Consider the following 18,583-nt stretch of genomic DNA (forward strand, 5'->3'; position numbering starts at 1 on the left):
CCCCGCGCACTACTGGAGGCGGGGGCCGAATCCGAGGGCGGGATCGGCGCCGGTCATCTCGCGAGTGGCGTCCCACAGGCGCGCCGCGACAGCGGTGTCGGCCAGGTGGCCCCGGACGGTCTCGGTCCGCGGCCTGCCGCGCAGGCCGAAGACTCGCGGCCCCCAGAGCTGCCCTCCGCTCACCTCCGGGTCGAGGACGGCCCGCACGGCGGGCCACGCTCCGGCCTCCTTGCCCTGGATGAGGAGACCGACGGGCAGACCACGCAGCCGTTCACCGGCGGTACGGACGTGGACCGGCGGGCGGGACGGAGTGAGGGAGTCGAGCGCGCCTCCGGGGTGGGCCAGCACGCTGAGCACCGTGCTGTTCGCGGCGCGCAGGCGGCGGTCGAGTTCGAGGCCGAAGTACATCTGAGCGAGCTTCGACCGGCCGTAGGCGCGCTTGGGGCGGTAGTCCACGGTGGACTGGAGATCGGCCAGGTCCAGTCGCTCGGACTTCGCCGCGAAGCTGCCGACCGTCACGACGCGCCCCTCCGGCGCGGCGGACAGCAAGGGCGCCAGCCACTGGGTCAGTACGAAGTGACCGAGGTGATTGGTCCCGAACATCAGCTCGTCGCCGCCGTCGGTCTCGCGGCGCGGGGGCTCGTCGAGCGCCACCCCGGCGTTGTGGACGACCGCGTCGAGATGGTCGAGTTCCAGGGTGTCCACCGAGGTCTTGAGTGACGACAGATCGGCGAGGTCCAGCGGCAGGTGGCGGATGTCGGCGCCCGGGACACGCGAGCGGATGGAGACCTTCGCGGCTTCCGCCTTCTCGCCGCTACGGCTGCCGAGCACGACCGTGGCTCCGGTGGCGGCGAGCTGCTCCGCGACGAAGTAGCCGATCCCCGCGTTGCCGCCGGTGACCAGGAAGGTCCGGCCCGGGGCAGGAGGCAGCTGTCGAACGTCCCACGGCCGGGTGCCGGATCGGGAAGACATGAGGGCGGGCTCCTCGTACTCGGGACAACCGGCCGACTGGCCGGCTGGGTTCGCCGGAGATGGACGGGGCGGCGCGCTCACGCGCGCCGCCTTCACCCGTCCGACGGCTCCAAGGCTCGCAGCGGCGACCGACAGGGAGCTGACAGACCCCCGACATCCGACACCGCGAGTCCCCGACTCCGACCGGCCCCGTCCACCGTCCCTCCGTGTCCCGCATCGTCCAGCCCCGCCTCGTCCAGCCCCGCCGCGTCCCGTCCCACCTCGTCCAGCACCTCGTCCAGCCCCGTCCCGTCCCAGGGGTCCGTCAGGTCATGGCTTGATGATCAGCTTGCCGCGCGTGTGGCCCGACTCGCTCGCCGATTGCGCCTGGGCCCCGTCCGCCAAGGGGTAAGTCTGCGCCACCAGGACGCGCAGCGTGCCGTCCGCCGCCAGTCGGGCCTGCTCGGTGAGGCCCGCGCGGCTCTCCTCCGGGGTCGAGCCGCCAGAGGAGAACGGCACGCCGTGCTCGGCGGCCGTCGGGTCGGCGATCGTGATGATCCGGTCGGTCGTGCCCCCGCGCAGGGTGATCGAGTCCGGCAAGGCGCCCTTGCCCGCGGCGTCGAAGACCGCGTCCACGCCCTGGGGCGCGGCGGCGCGGACGCGCTCGACCAGGCCGTCGCCGTACGTCACCGGGGTGGCGCCGAGCAGCCGTACGTAGTCGTGGTTGGCCGGGGAGGCGCTGCCGACGACCGTCGCGCCGCGCGCCACGGCGAGCTGGACCGCCATCGAGCCGACCGATCCGGCCGCGCCGTGCACCAGGACGGTCTCCCCCCGCTTGAGGGCCAGGTCGTCCAGCACCCGCCGGGCCGTCTCCCCCGCGACCGGCAGTGCCGCCGCCACGTCCCAGCTCAGCCCGGCCGGCTTGGGCACGACGATGGTGGCCAGCGTGTACTGCGCGTAGGCGCCGCCGACGGACCAGCCGAGGACCTCGTCTCCTACGGAGAGTCCGATGACGCCGTCGCCGACGGCGTCCACGACCCCGGAGAACTCACTGCCGGGGACGGCGGGGAAGCTCATCGGGAAGGCTTCCTGCATCCAGCCCTTACGGATCTTCCAGTCGGCCGGGTTGACCCCCGCCGCCCGGACGGACGCGCGGATCTGACCCGGCCCCGGTTGCGGTTGCTCGATGTCCGTGAGCTGAAGCACCTCAGGACCGCCGTACTCCTCGAAAACGATCGCCTGCATGTCAGCCTCCGTAGAACTCCGTGGAGCGATGTCGATGTGGTCGGAGTGAGTGAGTGAGTCATGTCATGTGAGTCATTTCGATGTTCTCCGGGCACAGCCCCGTCCGCCTCTCGAATGTTCCGCCCGGGTCAGTTCCGTCCGCGTCCGCTCCACCGGGTCAGTTGCGCACCGGCCCGTTGTCAGACCCTGCTGGGAGACTCGGACGCATGATCGGACGGTGGGCTCTGGCCCCGGCGGAGGGCGGCGGCGCGTGGCTCGCGCCGCTGGGCGCGGACGCGCGCCCCGCCGGTCCCGTGCTGCGCGAGCCCGATCTCGTCGAGGCGGTCCGGGCACGGCTCCCGGAGGTGACGCGGTGGGTGTGGCGGTCCACCGCCGAGCTGGCGCCCCGGCTGCTGGCCGCCGGGGTGCGGGTGGAGCGGTGTTACGACATCGAGGCGGCGGAGCTGCTGCTCCTCGGCCACGAGGGGCGGCTCGGGGAGCCCAGGTCGGCCGCCGCCGCCTGGGCGCGGCTGCGGCGTGGGCCCGTACCGCCTGATCCGCCGCAGCGTGCCGCCGAGCCGGGTTCACAGTCCGCGCTCTTCGAGCCGCGGGCGGGGGCGGACGTGCCGTTCGACGGGCTGCTGGAGGTGTACGCGGAGCAGCAGCGAAGGCACGACGAGGCGGCGCATCCGGGCCGGATGCGGCTGCTGACGGCCTCGGAGTCGGCGGGGATGCTGGTGGCCGCCGAGATGCACGCCGCGGGTCTGCCGTGGCGGGCGGATGTGCACCGTGGGCTGCTGGACGAGTTGCTGGGCGAGCGGTACGCGGGCGGGGGTGAGCCTCGGCGGCTGGCGGAGCTGGCTGACCAGGTCTCGGAGGCGTTCGGGCGGCGCGTACGGCCCGATCTGCCGGCGGACGTGGTGAAGGCCTTCACGGGGGCCGGGTTCAAGGTGAAGTCGACGCGGCGGTGGGAGCTGGAGGAGATCGACCATCCCGCGGTGGCTCCGCTGATCGAGTACAAGAAGCTGTACCGCATCTGGACGGCGCACGGCTGGAGCTGGCTCCAGGACTGGGTGCGGGACGGCCGCTTCCGCCCGGAGTATCTGCCGGGCGGTACGGTCTCCGGCCGCTGGACGACCAACGGCGGCGGCGCGTTGCAGATCCCGCGCGTCATACGGGGAGCGGTCGTCGCCGACGACGGGTGGCGGCTGGTCGTGGCGGACGCCGACCAGATGGAACCGCGCGTGCTGGCCGCGATCTCCCGCGACCGGGGGCTCATGGAGGTCGCCGGGCATGACGACGATCTGTACAAAGTGCTGTCGGACCGGGCGTTCGCCGGTGACCGAGGGCAGGCCAAGCTCGCGCTGCTCGGCGCGATCTACGGCCAGACGTCCGGTGACGGCCTGAAGAATCTGGCCGCCCTGCGAAGAAGGTTTCCCAAGGCCGTCGAGTATGTCGACGACGCGGCGCGGGCGGGCGAGGAGGGCAGGCTCGTACGGACGTGGCTGGGCCGGACGAGCCCTCCGGCGGCCGGTTCGGAGGACGGCGGCGAGGCGGGCATCCCCCAGGAGGCCGACGACCCGTCGTCCACCGAAGTGCCTTCCGGCGGAGACGAGTTCACGCCGGGGTACGCGTCGTCCAACGCCCGTGCGCGCGGGCGCTTCACACGGAATTTCGTGGTGCAGGGCAGCGCGGCCGACTGGGCTCTGCTGATGTTGGCGGCGCTGCGGAGCGCGACCGCGGGCATGCGGGCCGAGCTGGTCTTCTTCCAGCACGACGAGGTGATCGTGCACTGTCCGCTGTCGGAGGCGGCGGACGTGGCGGTGGCGATCCGCGAGGCGGGTGAGCTGGCGGGCCGGATCGCCTTCGGGGAGACGCCGGTGCGGTTTCCTTTCACGACGGCGACGGTGGAGCGGTATTCGGATGCGAAGTGAGTACGCGAAGTGAGTGCGTGAGGCGAGTGCGTGAGGCGAGTGCGTGAGGCGACGACGGCGGGTGAGAGTGCCGAGCAGGTCACCGGGTCGGACGTCGCCCGGCCGGGGAAACCGCCGTGCGACCGGGCGGATAAAAAGGTTGGAGCCTCGCTCCCTGGGCGTTTACGATCCCGGGTGGGCATCGCGCGTTGGTCACCGGCCGGGTGAAGCGTGGAGGTTCCCGTGAGATGCCTCTGGAGGCATTCCACTGTGTCAGTAGAGCTGAATCACACGATCGTTCACTCCCGGGACAACCGGGCTTCCGCCGAATTTCTGGCGCACATCCTGGATCTGGAGATCGGCACCGAATCGGGCCCCTTCATTCCGGTCGACACCGGCAACGGCGTGACACTCGACTTCGCGACCATCGGTCAGGAGTCCATCACCCCGCAGCATTACGCCTTCCTGGTGCCCGAGGAGGATTTCGACGGAATCTTCGGGCGGATCAAGGACGCCGGAGTCGATTTCTTCGGCGACCCGCACGGCGGGCTTCCCGGCCGGATCAACCACAACCACGGCGGGCGGGGCGTGTATTTCCTCGATCCGGCGGGTCACTATCTGGAAGTGATCACGCAGCCGTACGGCAACGTCGCACCGGACGCGACCGAGTAGGACAAGCGGGACGGGTGGGACCGTAAACAGGTCTCAACACACCGCTGTGGCAAGGGTGTTGGGACCCCGGGCTCCCGGGGACCCAACACCCGCCCGCAGGCCGACGTCAGCGGCGCCCCGCCAGGAACTCCGCCGCCGCGACCCCCGAGACGCGCGTCGCGCCGTGGGTGACCAGGTGGACGGCACCGGGCGCCGAACCGTTCGGTACGCCCATCTCCACGACCACCGCGTCGGGCCGGCTGCCCAGCAGTCGTGTCATCGCCGCCGACATCCAGCCGTGCCGCGCCGCGTCGCGCACGACGACGACCAGCGAACGCTCGGCCGCCGGGTCGAGCACCTTGCGTTCCAGCAGGTCCAGCAGGTCCGGCAGGGCGCCGGACTCCGTCAGGTCGGCCTCCGTCAGCCGTACGGATGTCGTGCCGGGCAGCAGGTCGCTCAGCGGAGCCGCCACGCCCCACGGGGTCTGCCCGTCAACGGCCAGGTTCATCGTCGGCGACAGCTCCACCACGTGGGGCGCGCCGACGAGCGGCAGCACCGACTCCCGGCCCTGCTCGGTCCGTACGCGCAGCGCGCGCCGGGCGGCGACCAGGCCGATGTCGGACGCGGCGCCATCGGTGGCCACGGCGCGCGTACGGCTGCCCGACCAGGCGGCGAACTCCGCGACCCGCGCCGCCGCCTCACAGATCCGCGCCTCGGGCAGCGTGCCGTCGAGCACGGCCTGGACAAGCGCGTCGGTGAGCTGGTCGAAGGTGGCCTCGCCGGCGTGCTCGCCGCCGACGCACACCGCGTCGGCGCCGCCCGTGACCGCCCGTACGGTGGCCCCGTCGATGCCGTAGCGGGCGGTGACCGCGCTCATCTCGATGCCGTCCGTCACCACCAGCCCGTCGAAGCCCAGCTCACCGCGGAGCAGATCCACGAGGATGCGAGGGCTCAGGGTGGCCGGGAGTTCGGGGTCGTACGCGGGCGCGAGCAGGTGTGCGGTCATCACCACGCGTACGCCCGCCTCCATGGCGGCGACGAAGGGCGGCAGCGCGGTGGCGGCGATCTCCTCGGCGCTCGCGGAGACCTGCGGCAGCCCGTGGTGGGAGTCGACCGAGGTGTCCCCGTGGCCGGGGAAGTGCTTGGCGCAGGCGGCGACGCCGGCCGACTGGAGTCCGCGGACCCAGGCGGCGGTGTGCCGGGAGACGACATCCGTACGGGCGCCGAAGGAGCGGGCTCCGATGACGGGGTTGAGGGGATTGGAGTTGACGTCGGCGCTGGGCGCGTAGTTGAGGGAGATACCGGCGGCGTGGAGTTCGCGCCCGATGTCGCGGGCGACGGACTCGGTCAGATCCACGTCGTCCACGGCGCCGAGCGCGAGATTGCCCGGCCGGGAGGCGCCGGTCCAGGCTTCGAGCCGGGTGACGTCGCCGGCCTCCTCGTCGATGGCGATGATCAGGTCGCGGTTCTCCGCGCGTAGTTCGGCGGTGAGGCGCGCGACCTGTTCGGGGTCGACGATGTTCCGGCCGAACAGGACGACGGAGGTGAGGCCGTCCGCGATTCCGCGGCGGACCCAGTCGGGCACGGTCGTGCCCACGAACCCGGGCTGGAGCACCGTCCCCGCGAGACGCGTCAGTTGCTGGTGACGGCTGCTCGGCCGGCTGCTCGGCTCCATGCGGGTCCTCCGAAGGCGCATCGCTCGGCGGCCGGCTCAGCGAACCGCCCTTGAACTTGGTACAGGCCAATCGGATGTTGGCTTAGACCAATAGGCGTGTCAAGGAGGTATCGGGTTGTCGCGTTGTACGAACTCGACCCGGAAGCTGGCGGATTAGCCCGTTCATGAATATTTGGTGAGGCTTCGAGGGAGCGGATGGACAACCGCAGGGCCGGTCGGCGTACCTCCCCCGGGCCGCCGACCCGCGCCCGCGTCCGCCCCCGCCGGGCCGCCGACCCGCGCCCGCCCGCGCCCGCTACTCCGTACGCAGACCCTCCGGTCGCATCATCCGCCACAGCGGTGGCAGGCTCGCCAGCGTCACCAGCAGGATCACCGACGCGCCGACCGCCGCGTACGGCACGAAGACCCACCAGTCACCGATCGGCTTCCCGACGATGCCCAGCATGAACCTGCCGAGGACGAGCCCGCCGACGACCGCGAGGGACGTGCCCAGCACCACCGGCACCGCCGTCTGCCACAGCACCGACCAGGCCAGCGTCCCGCGCCGCGTACCGAAGGCCACCAGGACGGACAACAGGCGCTTGCGCTCGCGCAGTTGCTCGATCTGGGAGACCAGCAGGCTGGCGGCGATCAGCATCATCGTGAGCGTGCCGCCGACCTGGAGGCCGCTGCGCACACTGTCGTACTGCTTGTCGCGCTCCAGGTTCTCCAGCGGGTTGATCCGCAGCGTCGGGTCGATGTCCGCCGCCGTTCCGCGTACGTACTCGGCCGCGTCCGGCACCGTCCGGTCGACCTTGATGGAGGCCCGGGCCGTGGCCCCGGGCAGTTCCACGGAGCCGAGAGCGCCGGGCGTGACGAGGATGCCGTCGTGCAGGTCGCCCATCGGATCGGGGAAGGCCGTCACCGTGCGGGCCGACTCGGGCAGCGTCCACAGCCGGGGCTCGCCCTTGCCCTCCCCGAGGTTCCCGGTCAGGTCGACGGGCCTGCCGGGGACGGCGGCCTCGTCCGTACGGTCGTTCTGCTCCTTCACCCCGGCCGCCCCGACCGTCCTGGCCGCCCTGGCGTCGAGGTGCCCGACGAAGGCGTCCCCGTCCCGGCAGGTGGGCAGCTCGGCGATCTCCCTCAGCGTCGCGCAGGTCGCCACCGTGAGGGTCGTGATCGGCTGCCAGCCGTGCTCGGTGGGGGCGCCGGTGGCGGCCACATAGACCTCGACGGTGCCGATGACCTCGGAGACCCCCTTCGTGTCACGGAAGTCCTGGATCATCCGCTCGGCGAGCACGGAGTCGCCGTAGTCGCTGGAGACGTAGAAGTCGGCCCGCTCGGTGTCCTGCCCGGTGATCTCCAGGAAGTCCTTCTGCATGGCGCCGAACATCATCTGCAGGGCGATGGCGCCCGCCACCGCGACGGTGATGCCGCTCACCGCCCGCGCCGCCACGCCACTGCTCAACTGAAGCCTGCGGATGGCCAGTTGCCAGGGCACCGGTCCGCCGCGCAGCCGGGAGACGGCCGCTTCGACGAGCCAGGGAAGCAGCCCGGCGAGTCCGAGCAGCACACACGCGGCGCCGAAGGCGATGGGGATCTCCCCGATCGACTGCGACATGGCGTCCACGCTCCCGGTGGTCGCGAGAACGCCGAGGCCGAGTACGGGCAGCAGCAGCCGCCACCAGAGCCTTCGCCTGCGCGGACCGGTGTCGCGTACGACTCCGAGCGGTTCGATGGCCACCGAGCTCAGCGCGGCCTGGGTGACCAGGACGGCGGCGACCGGCACCGCGAGCACGATGAGCAGGGCCGCCAGGGGCATCGGGGTCACGTCGGACGGGAAGGAGCTGTACCCCCAGAGCCGTACGTGGCCCACGATCTGACGCACCACCAGAAAGAGGACAGCACCGACGGCCAGCCCGGCCACCGTCCCGAACAGGGCCTCCCCCGCCGCGATACGCCGCACCGTCCTGGCGTCGGCCCCCACCAGGCGCAGCGCCGCCAGCCTCTGGTCCCTGCGGTCGCCGCCGAAGCGGACGGCGGTGGCGATGAAGATGGTCACCGGCACCAGCAGCACGACGCACATCAGGATGACCAGCACCACGAGCAGTGGGTCGAACGGCGCCTTGGACCCGTCGAGGCCGTAGCCGGACGACCGGATGCCGACGCCGTCGACGCGCAGCGTCGAACTGCCCGCGTAGAAGCGCAGTTCGCCGGGGTCGACCAGTCCGGCGTCCCCGATGGTGCCGACGATCCGGTCGTCCAACCGCTGCGCCAGCAGCGCGCCTTCGGACGACGCGAGCAGATCGCGCAGCGCGGGCGAGACGACCATTTCGCCGGGGCCGGGGATCTTCGCGACCCCCGGCGGTGGCGGCGCGTCGGCGCCTTCCGGGCGCAGCAGCCGGCCGCCCACCGCGTCGCCGCGGTACTCGGTGCTCGCCTCGGCCCAGAGGAAGGTGGTGTCGGTGCTGCCCTTGCCGACCGCCTGCGAGGTGGACTTCGGGGTTTCGCGCGCCTCGGCGCGGCTCTCGCGCCCGTCGAGGAGTTGCGGTACGGCGGCGGCGGCGAGGAGCAGCGTGACACCGAGACCGACACCGAGTGCGGTCAGCGCCGTACGGGTCCAGCCCTCGCGTCCGCCGGACACGGCGAAGCGCATGCCGAGCGCGAGGTCCCGCGCCCAGGCGCGCACGCCGGTGGGAGCGACGGCGGTGGGCCGGGGCGGGGTGAGCGGGGGTGCCTCCCGGTCGAGAAGCGTCATGCCGCTCGCCCCACGCCGCCGCCGTGGCCAGTGTCGCGACTGCCATCGCGACCGCCACCGCCGTGGCCGCCGTCGTGACCACCACCGCCTCCGCCGCCGCCGGCGTACGCGTCCATGTCGCGCGTCCTGCCGTCCCGTACGACGACCTCGCGGTCGGAGTACGCGGCGACCCGCACCTCGTGCGTGACCAGGACGACGGCCGTGCCCGCCGTCCGCGCCGCGTCGGTCAGCAGCCGCATCACACGCTCGCCGTTGAGCGAGTCGAGCGCGCCGGTCGGCTCGTCGGCGAAGAGCACGCGGGGCGAGGTGACGAGCGAGCGGGCGACGGCGATGCGCTGCCCCTGACCGCCGGAGACCTCGCCGGGGCGCTGGGCCCGTACGTCGGCGGCCTCCAGGCGCTCCATCCACTCCAGCGCGATCCGCTCGGCCTCCTTACGGCGGATGCCATTCAGGCGCAGCGGCAGCGCCACGTTCTCCAGACAGGTCAGCTCGGGCACGAGCCGGCCGAACTGGAAGACGAAGCCGAAGTCCGTACGGCGCAGCGTGCTGCGCGCGCTGTCGGACAGCTCGGTGAGATCGCGGCCCTGGTAGGTGATGGTCCCGGAGTCGGCGGGCACGATGCCGGCGAGGCAGTGCAGCAGCGTCGACTTGCCGGATCCCGACGGGCCCATGACGGCGACGACCTCGCCGGCGTGGATCGAGAACGAGGCGCCGTCGAGGGCGGGGGTGGTGCCGTACGTCTTGCGCAGGTCGTACGCCGTGAGCAGCGAGCCTTCGGGGGCCGCGGGGGTGCCCGAGGCGCGGGACGAGGGGGTCGTGGGTGCGGCGCTCATCGGCGTACTTCCTCGGCGAGCATGTCCAGGCGGGCGGCGGTCAGTTCCAGCCAGCGCAGATCGGCTTCCAGATGGAACAGCGCGTGGTCGCAGATGAGCTGGTCCGAGAGGTCGCCGTGCCGCTTGCGCTCGGTCAGGACGCGCATCAGCCGCAGATGCTCGGCCCGCTGCGTGTCGAGCAGCTCGGCGGCGCTGCGGTCGGTGAGCAGCGAGATGACGACCTTCGTGTAGAGGGTCGACTGGAGATACGGCTCCGGCTTCTCCGGCTGCGCGAGCCAGCGCTCGACATCGGTGATCCCGGCCTCGGTGATCGCGTACCTCTTGCGCTCGGGCCCTCCCCCGGCCTCCATGCCGTCGACCTCGACGAGCCCGTTCTTCAGCAGCCGGGACATGGTCGAGTAGACCTGTCCGTAGTGCAGGGGGCGATCGTGGCCGAAGGAGTCGTCGAAGGCGCGCTTCAGGTTGTAGCCGTGCTGGGGGCCGGATTCGAGGAGCCCGAGAAGGGTGTGACCGATTGACATGGCGGACACTCTACACACCGCGTATACATGCCGTGTATAGCGAGGTCGCGACGGACCGCGGGACCCGTGCGGCCCATGCGTTCACGGCCGCGGATTCATTGACAGGCACCATCCCGGTTGTTTGGATGCGGGGCGATCCGGCAAGCGCTTTCACGCGCCCGGTTTGCCGAGTTTGGAGCATTCCCTTGCAGCTCTCGCGCCGCACCCTGCTGACGACGTTGCCCGCGTCCGCCCTGCTCGCCCTGGCCGCGCCACTGCGCGCGCGAGCCGCCGCGCGGCCCACATCCGCGGGCGCCGCCGACCCCGGCCCCGGCCCCAACCACGCCGCGCTCCTCGCCAACACCCTCGCGATCTTCGCCGGCACCGCCGAGTCCAACGCCCGCCCCGAGGTCGCCGCGAAGCTCGCCGCCCTCACCTCGACGGCGCGCACCCGCCTCGCCGCCCTGAACGCCGCGGGCCCCGGGGAGCTGTTCAAGGGCCTCGCCCTCGGCACGAGCGACGCGAACCTCAACACGTCGTACCAGTACCTGTACGAGATCGCCCTCGCCACCCGCGCCCCCGGCCCCGCCGCCTCGGATCTCCGGGACGACGCGGGCGTCCAGCGCCGCGTCATCGACGCCCTGACGCTGCTCCACGACACGTACTACGGAGACCAGGCCAGGGGCTACTACGGAAACTGGTTCAACTGGGAGATCGGCATATCGGCGAGCGTGACCAAGACCCTCGTCCTCCTCAAGGAGGAGCTCGCCGCGTACCGGCCCGGTCTGACCGCCACATACGTCGCCTCCATGGACGCCTATCTGCGCAACGGCGAGGACGGCGACGTCGACCTCGACTCGCGCTTCCACACCGGCGCCAACCTCGCCGACATCACCACCAACCGGATCCTCCAGGGCGCTGCCACCGGCGACGACGCGCGCGTCACCAAGGCCGTCGCCGACCAGCTGACCGTGTACGCGACGGTCGATCCGTACCAGCCGCAGCACGGCGTCACCGACGGCTTCTACGCCGACGGCTCCTTCATCCAGCACGACTCGGTCGCCTACACCGGCTCGTACGGCAAGGTCCTGCTCACCCGCGCCGTGCAAACCGTCAAGATCCTCGAAGGCACCGACTACATCGACACCGCCGCCCTGGTGTCCGTCGTGCGGGGCTGGGTGGCCGACGGCTTCGCCCCGCTGGTCTTCGAGGGCTGGATGATGGAGGTCGTCAAGGGCCGGGGGGTGTCGCGGACGGCGACGGGCTACACGGACGTCGCCGTCGTCGTCGAGGCCGTCGTCGACCTCTCGGGACACGCGGCCGGCGCCGACGCCACCGCGCTCCAGGGGTACGTGAAGTTCGTACGGCAGACGTCGAAGGCCGCGCTCGACCCCGTCGTCTTCGTCTCACCGGTCAGCGTCGCGCGCTACGCCGACATCCTCGCCGACACGTCCGTGCCGGCGCGGGACCTCGGGGACGCCGAGAGCCACACCGCGTTCAACTCGATGGACAGGACCGTGCACCGGCGGCCCGGTTACGCGTTCGCGCTGGCGCGCAGCTCAAGCCGGATCAGCAAGTACGAGTACATGAGCGGCGAGAATCTGATGCCGTGGTTCCAGGGCGACGGCGCGCACTATCTGTACCTCGCGGGCCAGGACCAGACGCGCGCCTTCGGCGTCGACTACTTCACCACCGTGTCGCCGTACCGGCTGGCCGGCGTCACCGCGCCCGTGGAGACCCGGCGCACGGTCCCCGAGCTGTACGGCACGGCGTGGTACGACAACCCGGAGCGCGGCTTCACCTCGTCCTCCGAGTCGCAGAACACCTACGTCTACTTCCCGCGCGGCACCAACACCCTGTCCGGGGGCGCCCGCCTGGGCACGTACGGCGCGGTCGGACTCGTGCTCGGCGACGACGTCGCGTACGCCGCGAAGCGGGCCGGCGAGCTGCCCGACGACTTCGTCGCGTACCGGAACGCCGCCGCCACCAAGTCGTGGTTCATGTTCGACGACGAGATCGTCGTCCTGGCGGCCGGGGTCGGTGACCCGGCGGGCCGCGCGGTGACGACCACGCTCGACAGCAGGATCGCCGCCGCGTCGGACGCCGTCACGGTCACGGGGCGGCTGCGGGACGGCGCGGCCTGGTCGGGGGGCGGTACGGCTCCGGGCCCGGTGGCCTGGCTGCGCTACGCGGACGCCGGGCAGGGGGTGTCGGTCGGGTACGTCTTCCTGGACGGGGGTGGGGACGGGGACAGCGACATCGGCAGGCGCGCGGACCGGGACCCGAGGGGCGGTCTTCCGACAGCCGCGCTCGACACCGTCACCAGGAGCCGCCGCCTCGTGCGCACGTCCAACCCCGACACCCCGGTCACCAAACAGGTGTTCTCGCTCTCGGTCGACCAACCGGCGGGCGCGCGGCGCCTGTCGACGGCGCACGCGCTCGTACCGAACGCCACGGAGCGGCAGTTGACGGCGTACGGGCGTGGGCGCGGCCCGCTGTCGGTCGTCGCCAACACCACCCGGGTCCAGGCCGTCGAACACCGCGGCCTGTCCCTCCTCGCCGCCAACACCTTCACGCCCGGCACGCACCGCGCCGACCGCCTGTCGATCGACGGCGCCGCGTCGGTACTCCTGCGGACGTCACGCGACGGCACGGTCTCGATCGCGGTGTCCGACCCGACGACGGAGCGGAACACGGTCTCGGTCACCCTGCGCGGCCGTTGGCTGCGTGCGGTGTCGTCCGACGACCGGGTCCGCGTCCGCAGGGTCCTCGGCGGCACCCGCGTCGACGTCGACACCCGCCGGGCGCACGGGCGCAGCCTGACGGCACGACTGCGGTAGCGCGTGTCCCCTCGGGGCCCCGGCCCCGATCGCGGCCAGGTCTGCCGGTGACCGCGGGGTGACCGGCCGGGGACCGACCGGAGACCGGGCCGGGACCGACGGCTGAACCAGGCTGTGGCCTGTCCGGTCCGTGCGGCGGTGTCCCGCACGATCGGGGGCGGCCCCGGCAGGGCCGAGCCGTAGGTGCGGGAAGTCCCTTACTCGGGGGAGTTCACGCCGTCCGTCGTGGTGGCCACCCGGCGGACAGCGTGCGCGGGCTCCGCACTGTACGGCCGGCCGGCGGCCGGGACGGCCGGGCTCGGAAGCCGGACAAAGGACACAAGGGCCAAGGGCCGGCGGGTTGAGGCGCCAACGGGCCAACGGCCAACGGTCAACTGGCCAACGGCCAAGGAATCCGGCCGAGATCACCCCGCGAGTCGGAGCCGCGTCGACGGCGTCTCCTGCACATCGCCGCACGCTGCCATGTCTCCCCTCGCGGCGCCGCTCTCCCCGAGCACTTCCCCGTGCATCCGCCGCAGCGCGTCCCCCGGCTCGACGCCCAGCTCGGCGACGAGGTGCCGACGGGCCTCGGCGTACACGCCCAGTGCGGCGCCGCGCAGACCGCAGCGGTGCAGCGCGAGCATCAGGAGGGCCGCGACGCCTTCGTCCAGGGGGTGTTCGGCGGCCAGCTCGGACAGTTCGGGCACGACCTCGCTGTGTCTGCCGAGCCGTACCTTCACCTCGACGGCGGCCAGTTGGACCAGCAGCCGCTCCCGGCCCAGCGACGCGCGGCACCGCACCGCCCAGGCGCTGTCGACGTCGGCCAGGGCCGTGCCCGTCCAGCCGCTCAGCGCCGCCTCGAACGCGTCGTTCGCCTCGTACAGAAAGCCACGGCGTACGGCGTCCCGGGCCGGCACGACCTGCGACCGGAAGCGGTGGACGTCGACCTCGGCCGGAGTCACGTCCAGCAGATAGCCGCCGCGCAGCCGTACCAGCCGGTGGGTGTAGCCGGACACCTCCAGGCCCCGGCGCAGCCGCTTCGCGGCCGTATAGAGGGAGTCCCGTGGATTCTCCGGCAGTTCGCTTCCCCAGATGCGCTCCATCAGCACCGAATCGGTGACCACGGTGCGCGGCTGCCAGGCCAGCGACGCGAGGAGAGCGCGGGCACGGGCTGACGGCAGTGGCAGTGCGCGACCGCCGTCGGACAGCTCGATCAAGCCCAGAAGCCGAACGTTCATTGTCTCCCTCTCGCCTGAGCACACCCTTTCGCCTGTCCTCGCTCGGAGGGCCTGTCTGCTGGATCTGGACGTCCGAAGCGCAAGCGGCCGGTGAGAAGTAGGCTGTCTCGTCCTGCGGCCTGGATCAAGGAATACGGCTGTTCGGACGTCGGAAGTTCCGGGATGTGAAGGCGTGCGTAGAAGCGATGACGGCTGAGACGAACCCGAAGGCGACAAACCCGAAGGCGACGAAGCCGAAGACCACGAACCCGAGAGCGGACTCGGTCGACATCGACTCCACCCTGCCGCCCGCGTCACGGGCCGTCTACGCGCGCCTCGTCGCGGGCGAGACCGTGCCGGACGACACGCCGGAGGACGCGGCGGGACTCGCCCCGCTCCTCGCGCTGGGCGCCGTCATGGCCGACCCGCTCGGCGGCTACGTCCCGGTGAGCCTCGACAGACTGGAGCGTCGCCTCCAGGCGTCCGTACGGGGTGAGTTGCTGCGGACCGCCCGGCGCCTCGACGAGATTCCGGCCCTGCTCGGCGAACTCCGCTCGCACCAGCCCTCGACGGCCGATGCCCTGCGGACCGGGGCCCGGTACATCGAGGGCCTCGACGCCGCCAACCGCCACATCGGCGAGGCCGCCGACGAGACACGCGAAATGCTCGCCGCGCAGCCCGGCATCCGCCCTCGGCAGGTCCTCGCGAGGGCGTTGGACCGGGACAAGAAGGCACTGGCCAAAGGCGCCAGGGTACGCACGCTGTACCACGTGAGCGCGCGCACCAATCCCGACGTACGCGAACGGGTCGCCATCATGGCGCCGATAGGTGGGTCGTTCCGCACTCTCGCCAGGCCATTTATGCGCGTACTCCTGTTCGACCGGAAGGTCGCCTTCTTCTCCGACCATCTGGAGGGCCGCCCGGACTCCGCGGGTGTGTGGATGGTCTGGGACCCGGCCGTGTGCGCGTATCTGGCCCAGTCCTTCGAGCAGGAGTGGACCCTCGGACAGGAGTGGCACGCTCCGGAGCGGCCCGGCGAGGTCACCGCGGGCAGTGCCGTCAGTACGCAGCTCCAGCGCTCGATCCTGCGCGCGCTGGTATCCGGGCAGGACCAGCAGCAGATCGCGACGGCCCTCGGCTACAGCTCGCGCACCATCAACGTCCATCTGACCAATCTGCGGACCGAGTTGGGCTACGAGACGGTCTACCAGCTCATCCACTGGTGGGCGACGTCGCCCGAGCGCGACCTGGACTGAGCGCGGCCCGCCCGCCTGTTCGTCCGCCTGTACGCCCGTCCTGCGGCGCGGTACCACGACCGGAACGCACGTCGGTCACAAATGTTACAAAGACGACCTGATCCGGCAACGGACGGCAACTTTCGGCCAACGATTCAGGTCTAACCGGTTCACAGACAACCCACAGCACCCTCTCCCGCCTCTCAGTACATGGGAAACAGTTCCGCGACAGGATTCCGCACTTCGCGCCGGCTGTTCGTCCACCGTCCACGCAGGCATTCGGAGAACTCGGAAAACGAGGAACGATGACCAGAACGCACCACGCCCGGCTCCGGCGTTCGGCCCTGGCCGCCACCGCGGCGCTCGCCGTGACCGCCGGCGTCGTGGCCGCGGCGCCCGACAGCGGCTCGGCGCAGACCACGCCGAAGCTCAGCCTGATCGCCGCGACCAACTCGCTGACGCTCGACTCGTGGAAGGAGGATCCGGGCGTCTATCTCGACCTCGGCACCTACCTGACGGCCGAGGGCGGGCCCTTCGAGCTCAAGGTGACCCGCAAGTCGTACAAGGACCCGGTCGTCGCCAAGCAGATCATCCACGACGGCGACAAGACCAGCACCAAGACGCTTCCCGCGGGCCTGGTGAAGGACTTCTCGGGGCTGCCCGACTTCGCGCAGATCAGCGTCACCGACACGAACCGCAAGGTCGTGCTCAACAAGAGCGAGAAGTACTGCCCGAACAACGCCGCCGGCCGGATCGACCCGGCCGGACCGGCGAAGTCGAAGTACCCCGAGAGCTGCCCGCCGAACGCGTTCACCCTCGGCTCCGTGTGGGGCGTCGAGAAGGGCTGGGCGTCCAACACGTACGCCGGTTTCGACTCCGCCCCGGTCAAGCTCGCCGCCGGCAAGTACACCGCCAAGGTGACGGTGACCAAGCGCTACCGCGACCTCTTCGGCATCTCCAGCAAGCCGCAGATCATCAAGCTGACGGTCCGTGAGCGCAGCTGGGAGGACGAGAACGGCGTCGGCATGCGCAGCAAGAGCGCGGCGTCCGGCCACAGCGGCCACGACATGTCGGCCATGGCCGGGCACGGTTCGATGCGCCCCAAGGCCCCCGCGGCCCCGACGAGCGGCGCCATCCCCTCGTACAACGTGGGCCACGGCCCGCTCATCCCGGCCCCGCCGGCCCTGCCGTGGGCGCTGAAGAAGTCCTCGCTCCGGAGCGCGGTGGCGCCCGTCGGTGACGGCCCCGGCCGCACCGACGGCTCCCGCCAGGCCCCCGGCGCGCAGCCCAACGCCAAGCGCCCGACCGGCAAGGCGTCCGTCCCGGACGTGCCGAAGCCCGACCTGCGTTCGCTGCCGGCCTACGGCATCCAGATCAGCGACGGCGACCAGGACGTCAAGAACAAGGACTACCTCGCCTTCAGCGCCAACGTCTGGAACGCGGGCCCCGCGCAGCTCGTCGTGGACGGCTTCCGCAAGCCCGGCAAGGAGCTGATGGACGCCTACCAGTACTTCTACGACGCCGACGGCAAGCAGATCGGCTACACCCCGACCGGCACCATGGAGTGGGACCCGCGTCCGGGTCACGAGCACTGGCACTTCACCGACTTCGCCAGCTACCGGCTGCTGAAGGCGGACCAGCAGGAGCAGGTGCGCAGCGGCAAGGAGGCGTTCTGCCTGGCGAACACCGACGCCGTCGACTACACGGTGAAGAACGCCAACTGGCACCCGGACAACACCGACCTGTCCACCGCGTGCGGCCAGGAGAACTCAATCTCCGTCCGTGAGGTGCTCGACGTCGGCTCCGGCGACACGTACACGCAGGACCTGCCGGGCCAGTCCTTCGACATCACCAACCTGGCGAACGGCACCTACTACATCCAGGTGCTGGCCAACCCCGAGAACCGTCTCAAGGAGACGAGCCTCACCAACAACAGCGCGCTGCGCAAGGTCGTCCTGGGCGGCAAGCCGGGCGCGCGCACGGTGAAGGTGCCGGCGCACGAACTGGTCAACTCCAACTGACCTTCGTCTCCGCGTAGTTCGACTGTCGGCCCCCGGGACCTGTCCCGGGGGCCGACGCCGTATCCGGATCAGCGCAGGTCGAGGACGGCCTTGCCGTGAAGCCGGCGTTCGAGCAGGGCCTCGACCGCCTCCGGCGCCTTGTCCCAGCCGCCGCGCCAGGAGACGTGGGCGTCGAGTTCGCCGGCGGCGACCTTGGCCGCGAGCAGGGCGAGGTCCGGCCCGAGGTCCGGGCAGTCGAGCAGGTAGAAGGTGACGAGCGAGCGGTCGTGCCGTCCGTCGTCGCCGAACAGCGCGCCGTACGGGAAGTTCTCACCCTCGTCGGTCGCGACGTGCCCGACCGAGACCAGCGTCCCGCCCTTCGTCAACCGTGTGAAGGCGTCGACGAGTTGACCGCCGCCGACCAGATCGACGACTCCGTCGACGGGCGCGCCGAGACCGGCGGGACCGGCGACCACCTCGTGCGCGCCGAGCGCCCGCAGGCCGTCCCCGTAGGTGTCCGGGTCGCCGGTGGAGGCGATGACGTGCGCGCCGCCGAGCCGGGCGAGCTGTACGGCGTACCGCCCCGTGCCGCCCGTCGCGGCGGTGACCAGGATCCGCCTGCCGAGGAGCGGACCGATCCGGCGCAGCGCGCGCAGGGCGCTGGCGCCGGCCACGGGGACGGTGCTGATGGCCCCGAGGTCGGCACCGGCCGGGACCGTACCCATCAAGTCGGTGTCGACCGCCCGGAGTTCGGCCCAGGCGCCGTCCGGCCCGAGAGTCACCACGGGCGTACCGGCGGGCGGACCCGGTCCTGTCTCTTATACACAT

General features: G+C 71.7%; 12 protein-coding genes and 1 pseudogene. 5 read left to right on the plus strand and 8 right to left on the minus strand.

The window, feature by feature from the left end; all coding sequences use genetic code 11:
- Positions 1-9 precede the first annotated feature (9 nt).
- Positions 10-972: an SDR family NAD(P)-dependent oxidoreductase gene (locus tag P3L51_RS14000; protein WP_354605508.1), complete on the minus strand. Its 963-nt coding sequence runs from the start codon at positions 970-972 to the stop codon at positions 10-12.
- Positions 973-1,281: 309 nt separating this feature from the next.
- Positions 1,282-2,196 (minus strand): NADP-dependent oxidoreductase, encoded by a 915-nt coding sequence (locus P3L51_RS14005; protein ID WP_354605509.1) that lies wholly within the window; start codon positions 2,194-2,196, stop codon positions 1,282-1,284.
- A 206-nt stretch (positions 2,197-2,402) separates the two neighbouring features.
- Here P3L51_RS14005 and P3L51_RS14010 point away from each other — a divergent pair, with 206 nt between their 5' ends.
- A complete protein-coding gene (locus P3L51_RS14010) occupies positions 2,403-4,109 on the plus strand; it encodes a bifunctional 3'-5' exonuclease/DNA polymerase (protein ID WP_354605510.1) in 1,707 nt (568 codons plus the stop codon).
- A 249-nt stretch (positions 4,110-4,358) separates the two neighbouring features.
- A complete protein-coding gene (locus P3L51_RS14015; protein WP_354605511.1) occupies positions 4,359-4,760 on the plus strand; it encodes a VOC family protein in 402 nt (133 codons plus the stop codon).
- Positions 4,761-4,866: 106 nt separating this feature from the next.
- Here the strand turns inward: P3L51_RS14015 and P3L51_RS14020 are convergent, their stop codons facing one another.
- From P3L51_RS14020 to P3L51_RS14035, 4 genes and pseudogenes are all read right to left on the minus strand, one after another.
- The gene (locus P3L51_RS14020) at positions 4,867-6,414 is read right to left on the minus strand and encodes a glycoside hydrolase family 3 protein (protein ID WP_354605512.1); all 1,548 of its coding nucleotides are present in this window, start codon (positions 6,412-6,414) and stop codon (positions 4,867-4,869) included.
- 295 nt (positions 6,415-6,709) lie between these two features.
- On the minus strand, positions 6,710-9,151 hold the full coding sequence (locus P3L51_RS14025; protein ID WP_354605513.1) for an FtsX-like permease family protein: 2,442 nt from the start codon (positions 9,149-9,151) through the stop codon (positions 6,710-6,712).
- Positions 9,152-9,261: 110 nt separating this feature from the next.
- A pseudogene (locus P3L51_RS14030) lies at positions 9,262-9,984 on the minus strand (ABC transporter ATP-binding protein); the annotation flags it as partial.
- Positions 9,981-10,505 carry a PadR family transcriptional regulator gene (locus P3L51_RS14035; RefSeq protein ID WP_354605514.1) on the minus strand — a complete coding sequence of 175 codons (525 nt, stop codon included), beginning with the start codon at positions 10,503-10,505 and terminating at the stop codon, positions 9,981-9,983. The pseudogene P3L51_RS14030 and the gene P3L51_RS14035, both read right to left, overlap by 4 nt.
- Positions 10,506-10,690: 185 nt before the next feature.
- Here P3L51_RS14035 and P3L51_RS14040 point away from each other — a divergent pair, with 185 nt between their 5' ends.
- Positions 10,691-13,324: a polysaccharide lyase family 8 super-sandwich domain-containing protein gene (locus P3L51_RS14040; protein ID WP_354605515.1), complete on the plus strand. Its 2,634-nt coding sequence runs from the start codon at positions 10,691-10,693 to the stop codon at positions 13,322-13,324.
- 404 nt (positions 13,325-13,728) lie between these two features.
- Here the strand turns inward: P3L51_RS14040 and P3L51_RS14045 are convergent, their stop codons facing one another.
- A complete protein-coding gene (locus P3L51_RS14045) occupies positions 13,729-14,541 on the minus strand; it encodes an AfsR/SARP family transcriptional regulator (RefSeq protein ID WP_354605516.1) in 813 nt (270 codons plus the stop codon).
- Between the two features lie 185 nt (positions 14,542-14,726).
- Here P3L51_RS14045 and P3L51_RS14050 point away from each other — a divergent pair, with 185 nt between their 5' ends.
- The gene (locus P3L51_RS14050) at positions 14,727-15,776 is read left to right on the plus strand and encodes a helix-turn-helix transcriptional regulator (protein ID WP_354605517.1); all 1,050 of its coding nucleotides are present in this window, start codon (positions 14,727-14,729) and stop codon (positions 15,774-15,776) included.
- A 284-nt stretch (positions 15,777-16,060) separates the two neighbouring features.
- Complete coding sequence (locus P3L51_RS14055) at positions 16,061-17,776, plus strand: lysyl oxidase family protein (protein ID WP_354605518.1); 1,716 nt, start codon at positions 16,061-16,063, stop codon at positions 17,774-17,776.
- A gap of 68 nt (positions 17,777-17,844) precedes the next feature.
- Here the strand turns inward: P3L51_RS14055 and P3L51_RS14060 are convergent, their stop codons facing one another.
- Complete coding sequence (locus tag P3L51_RS14060) at positions 17,845-18,540, minus strand: zinc-binding dehydrogenase (RefSeq protein ID WP_354605519.1); 696 nt, start codon at positions 18,538-18,540, stop codon at positions 17,845-17,847.
- Between the last annotated feature and the right edge of the window lie 43 nt (positions 18,541-18,583).

The sequence above is a fragment of the Streptomyces panacea genome (assembly GCF_040560175.1).
Taxonomy (GTDB): Bacteria; Actinomycetota; Actinomycetes; order Streptomycetales; family Streptomycetaceae; genus Streptomyces; species Streptomyces panacea.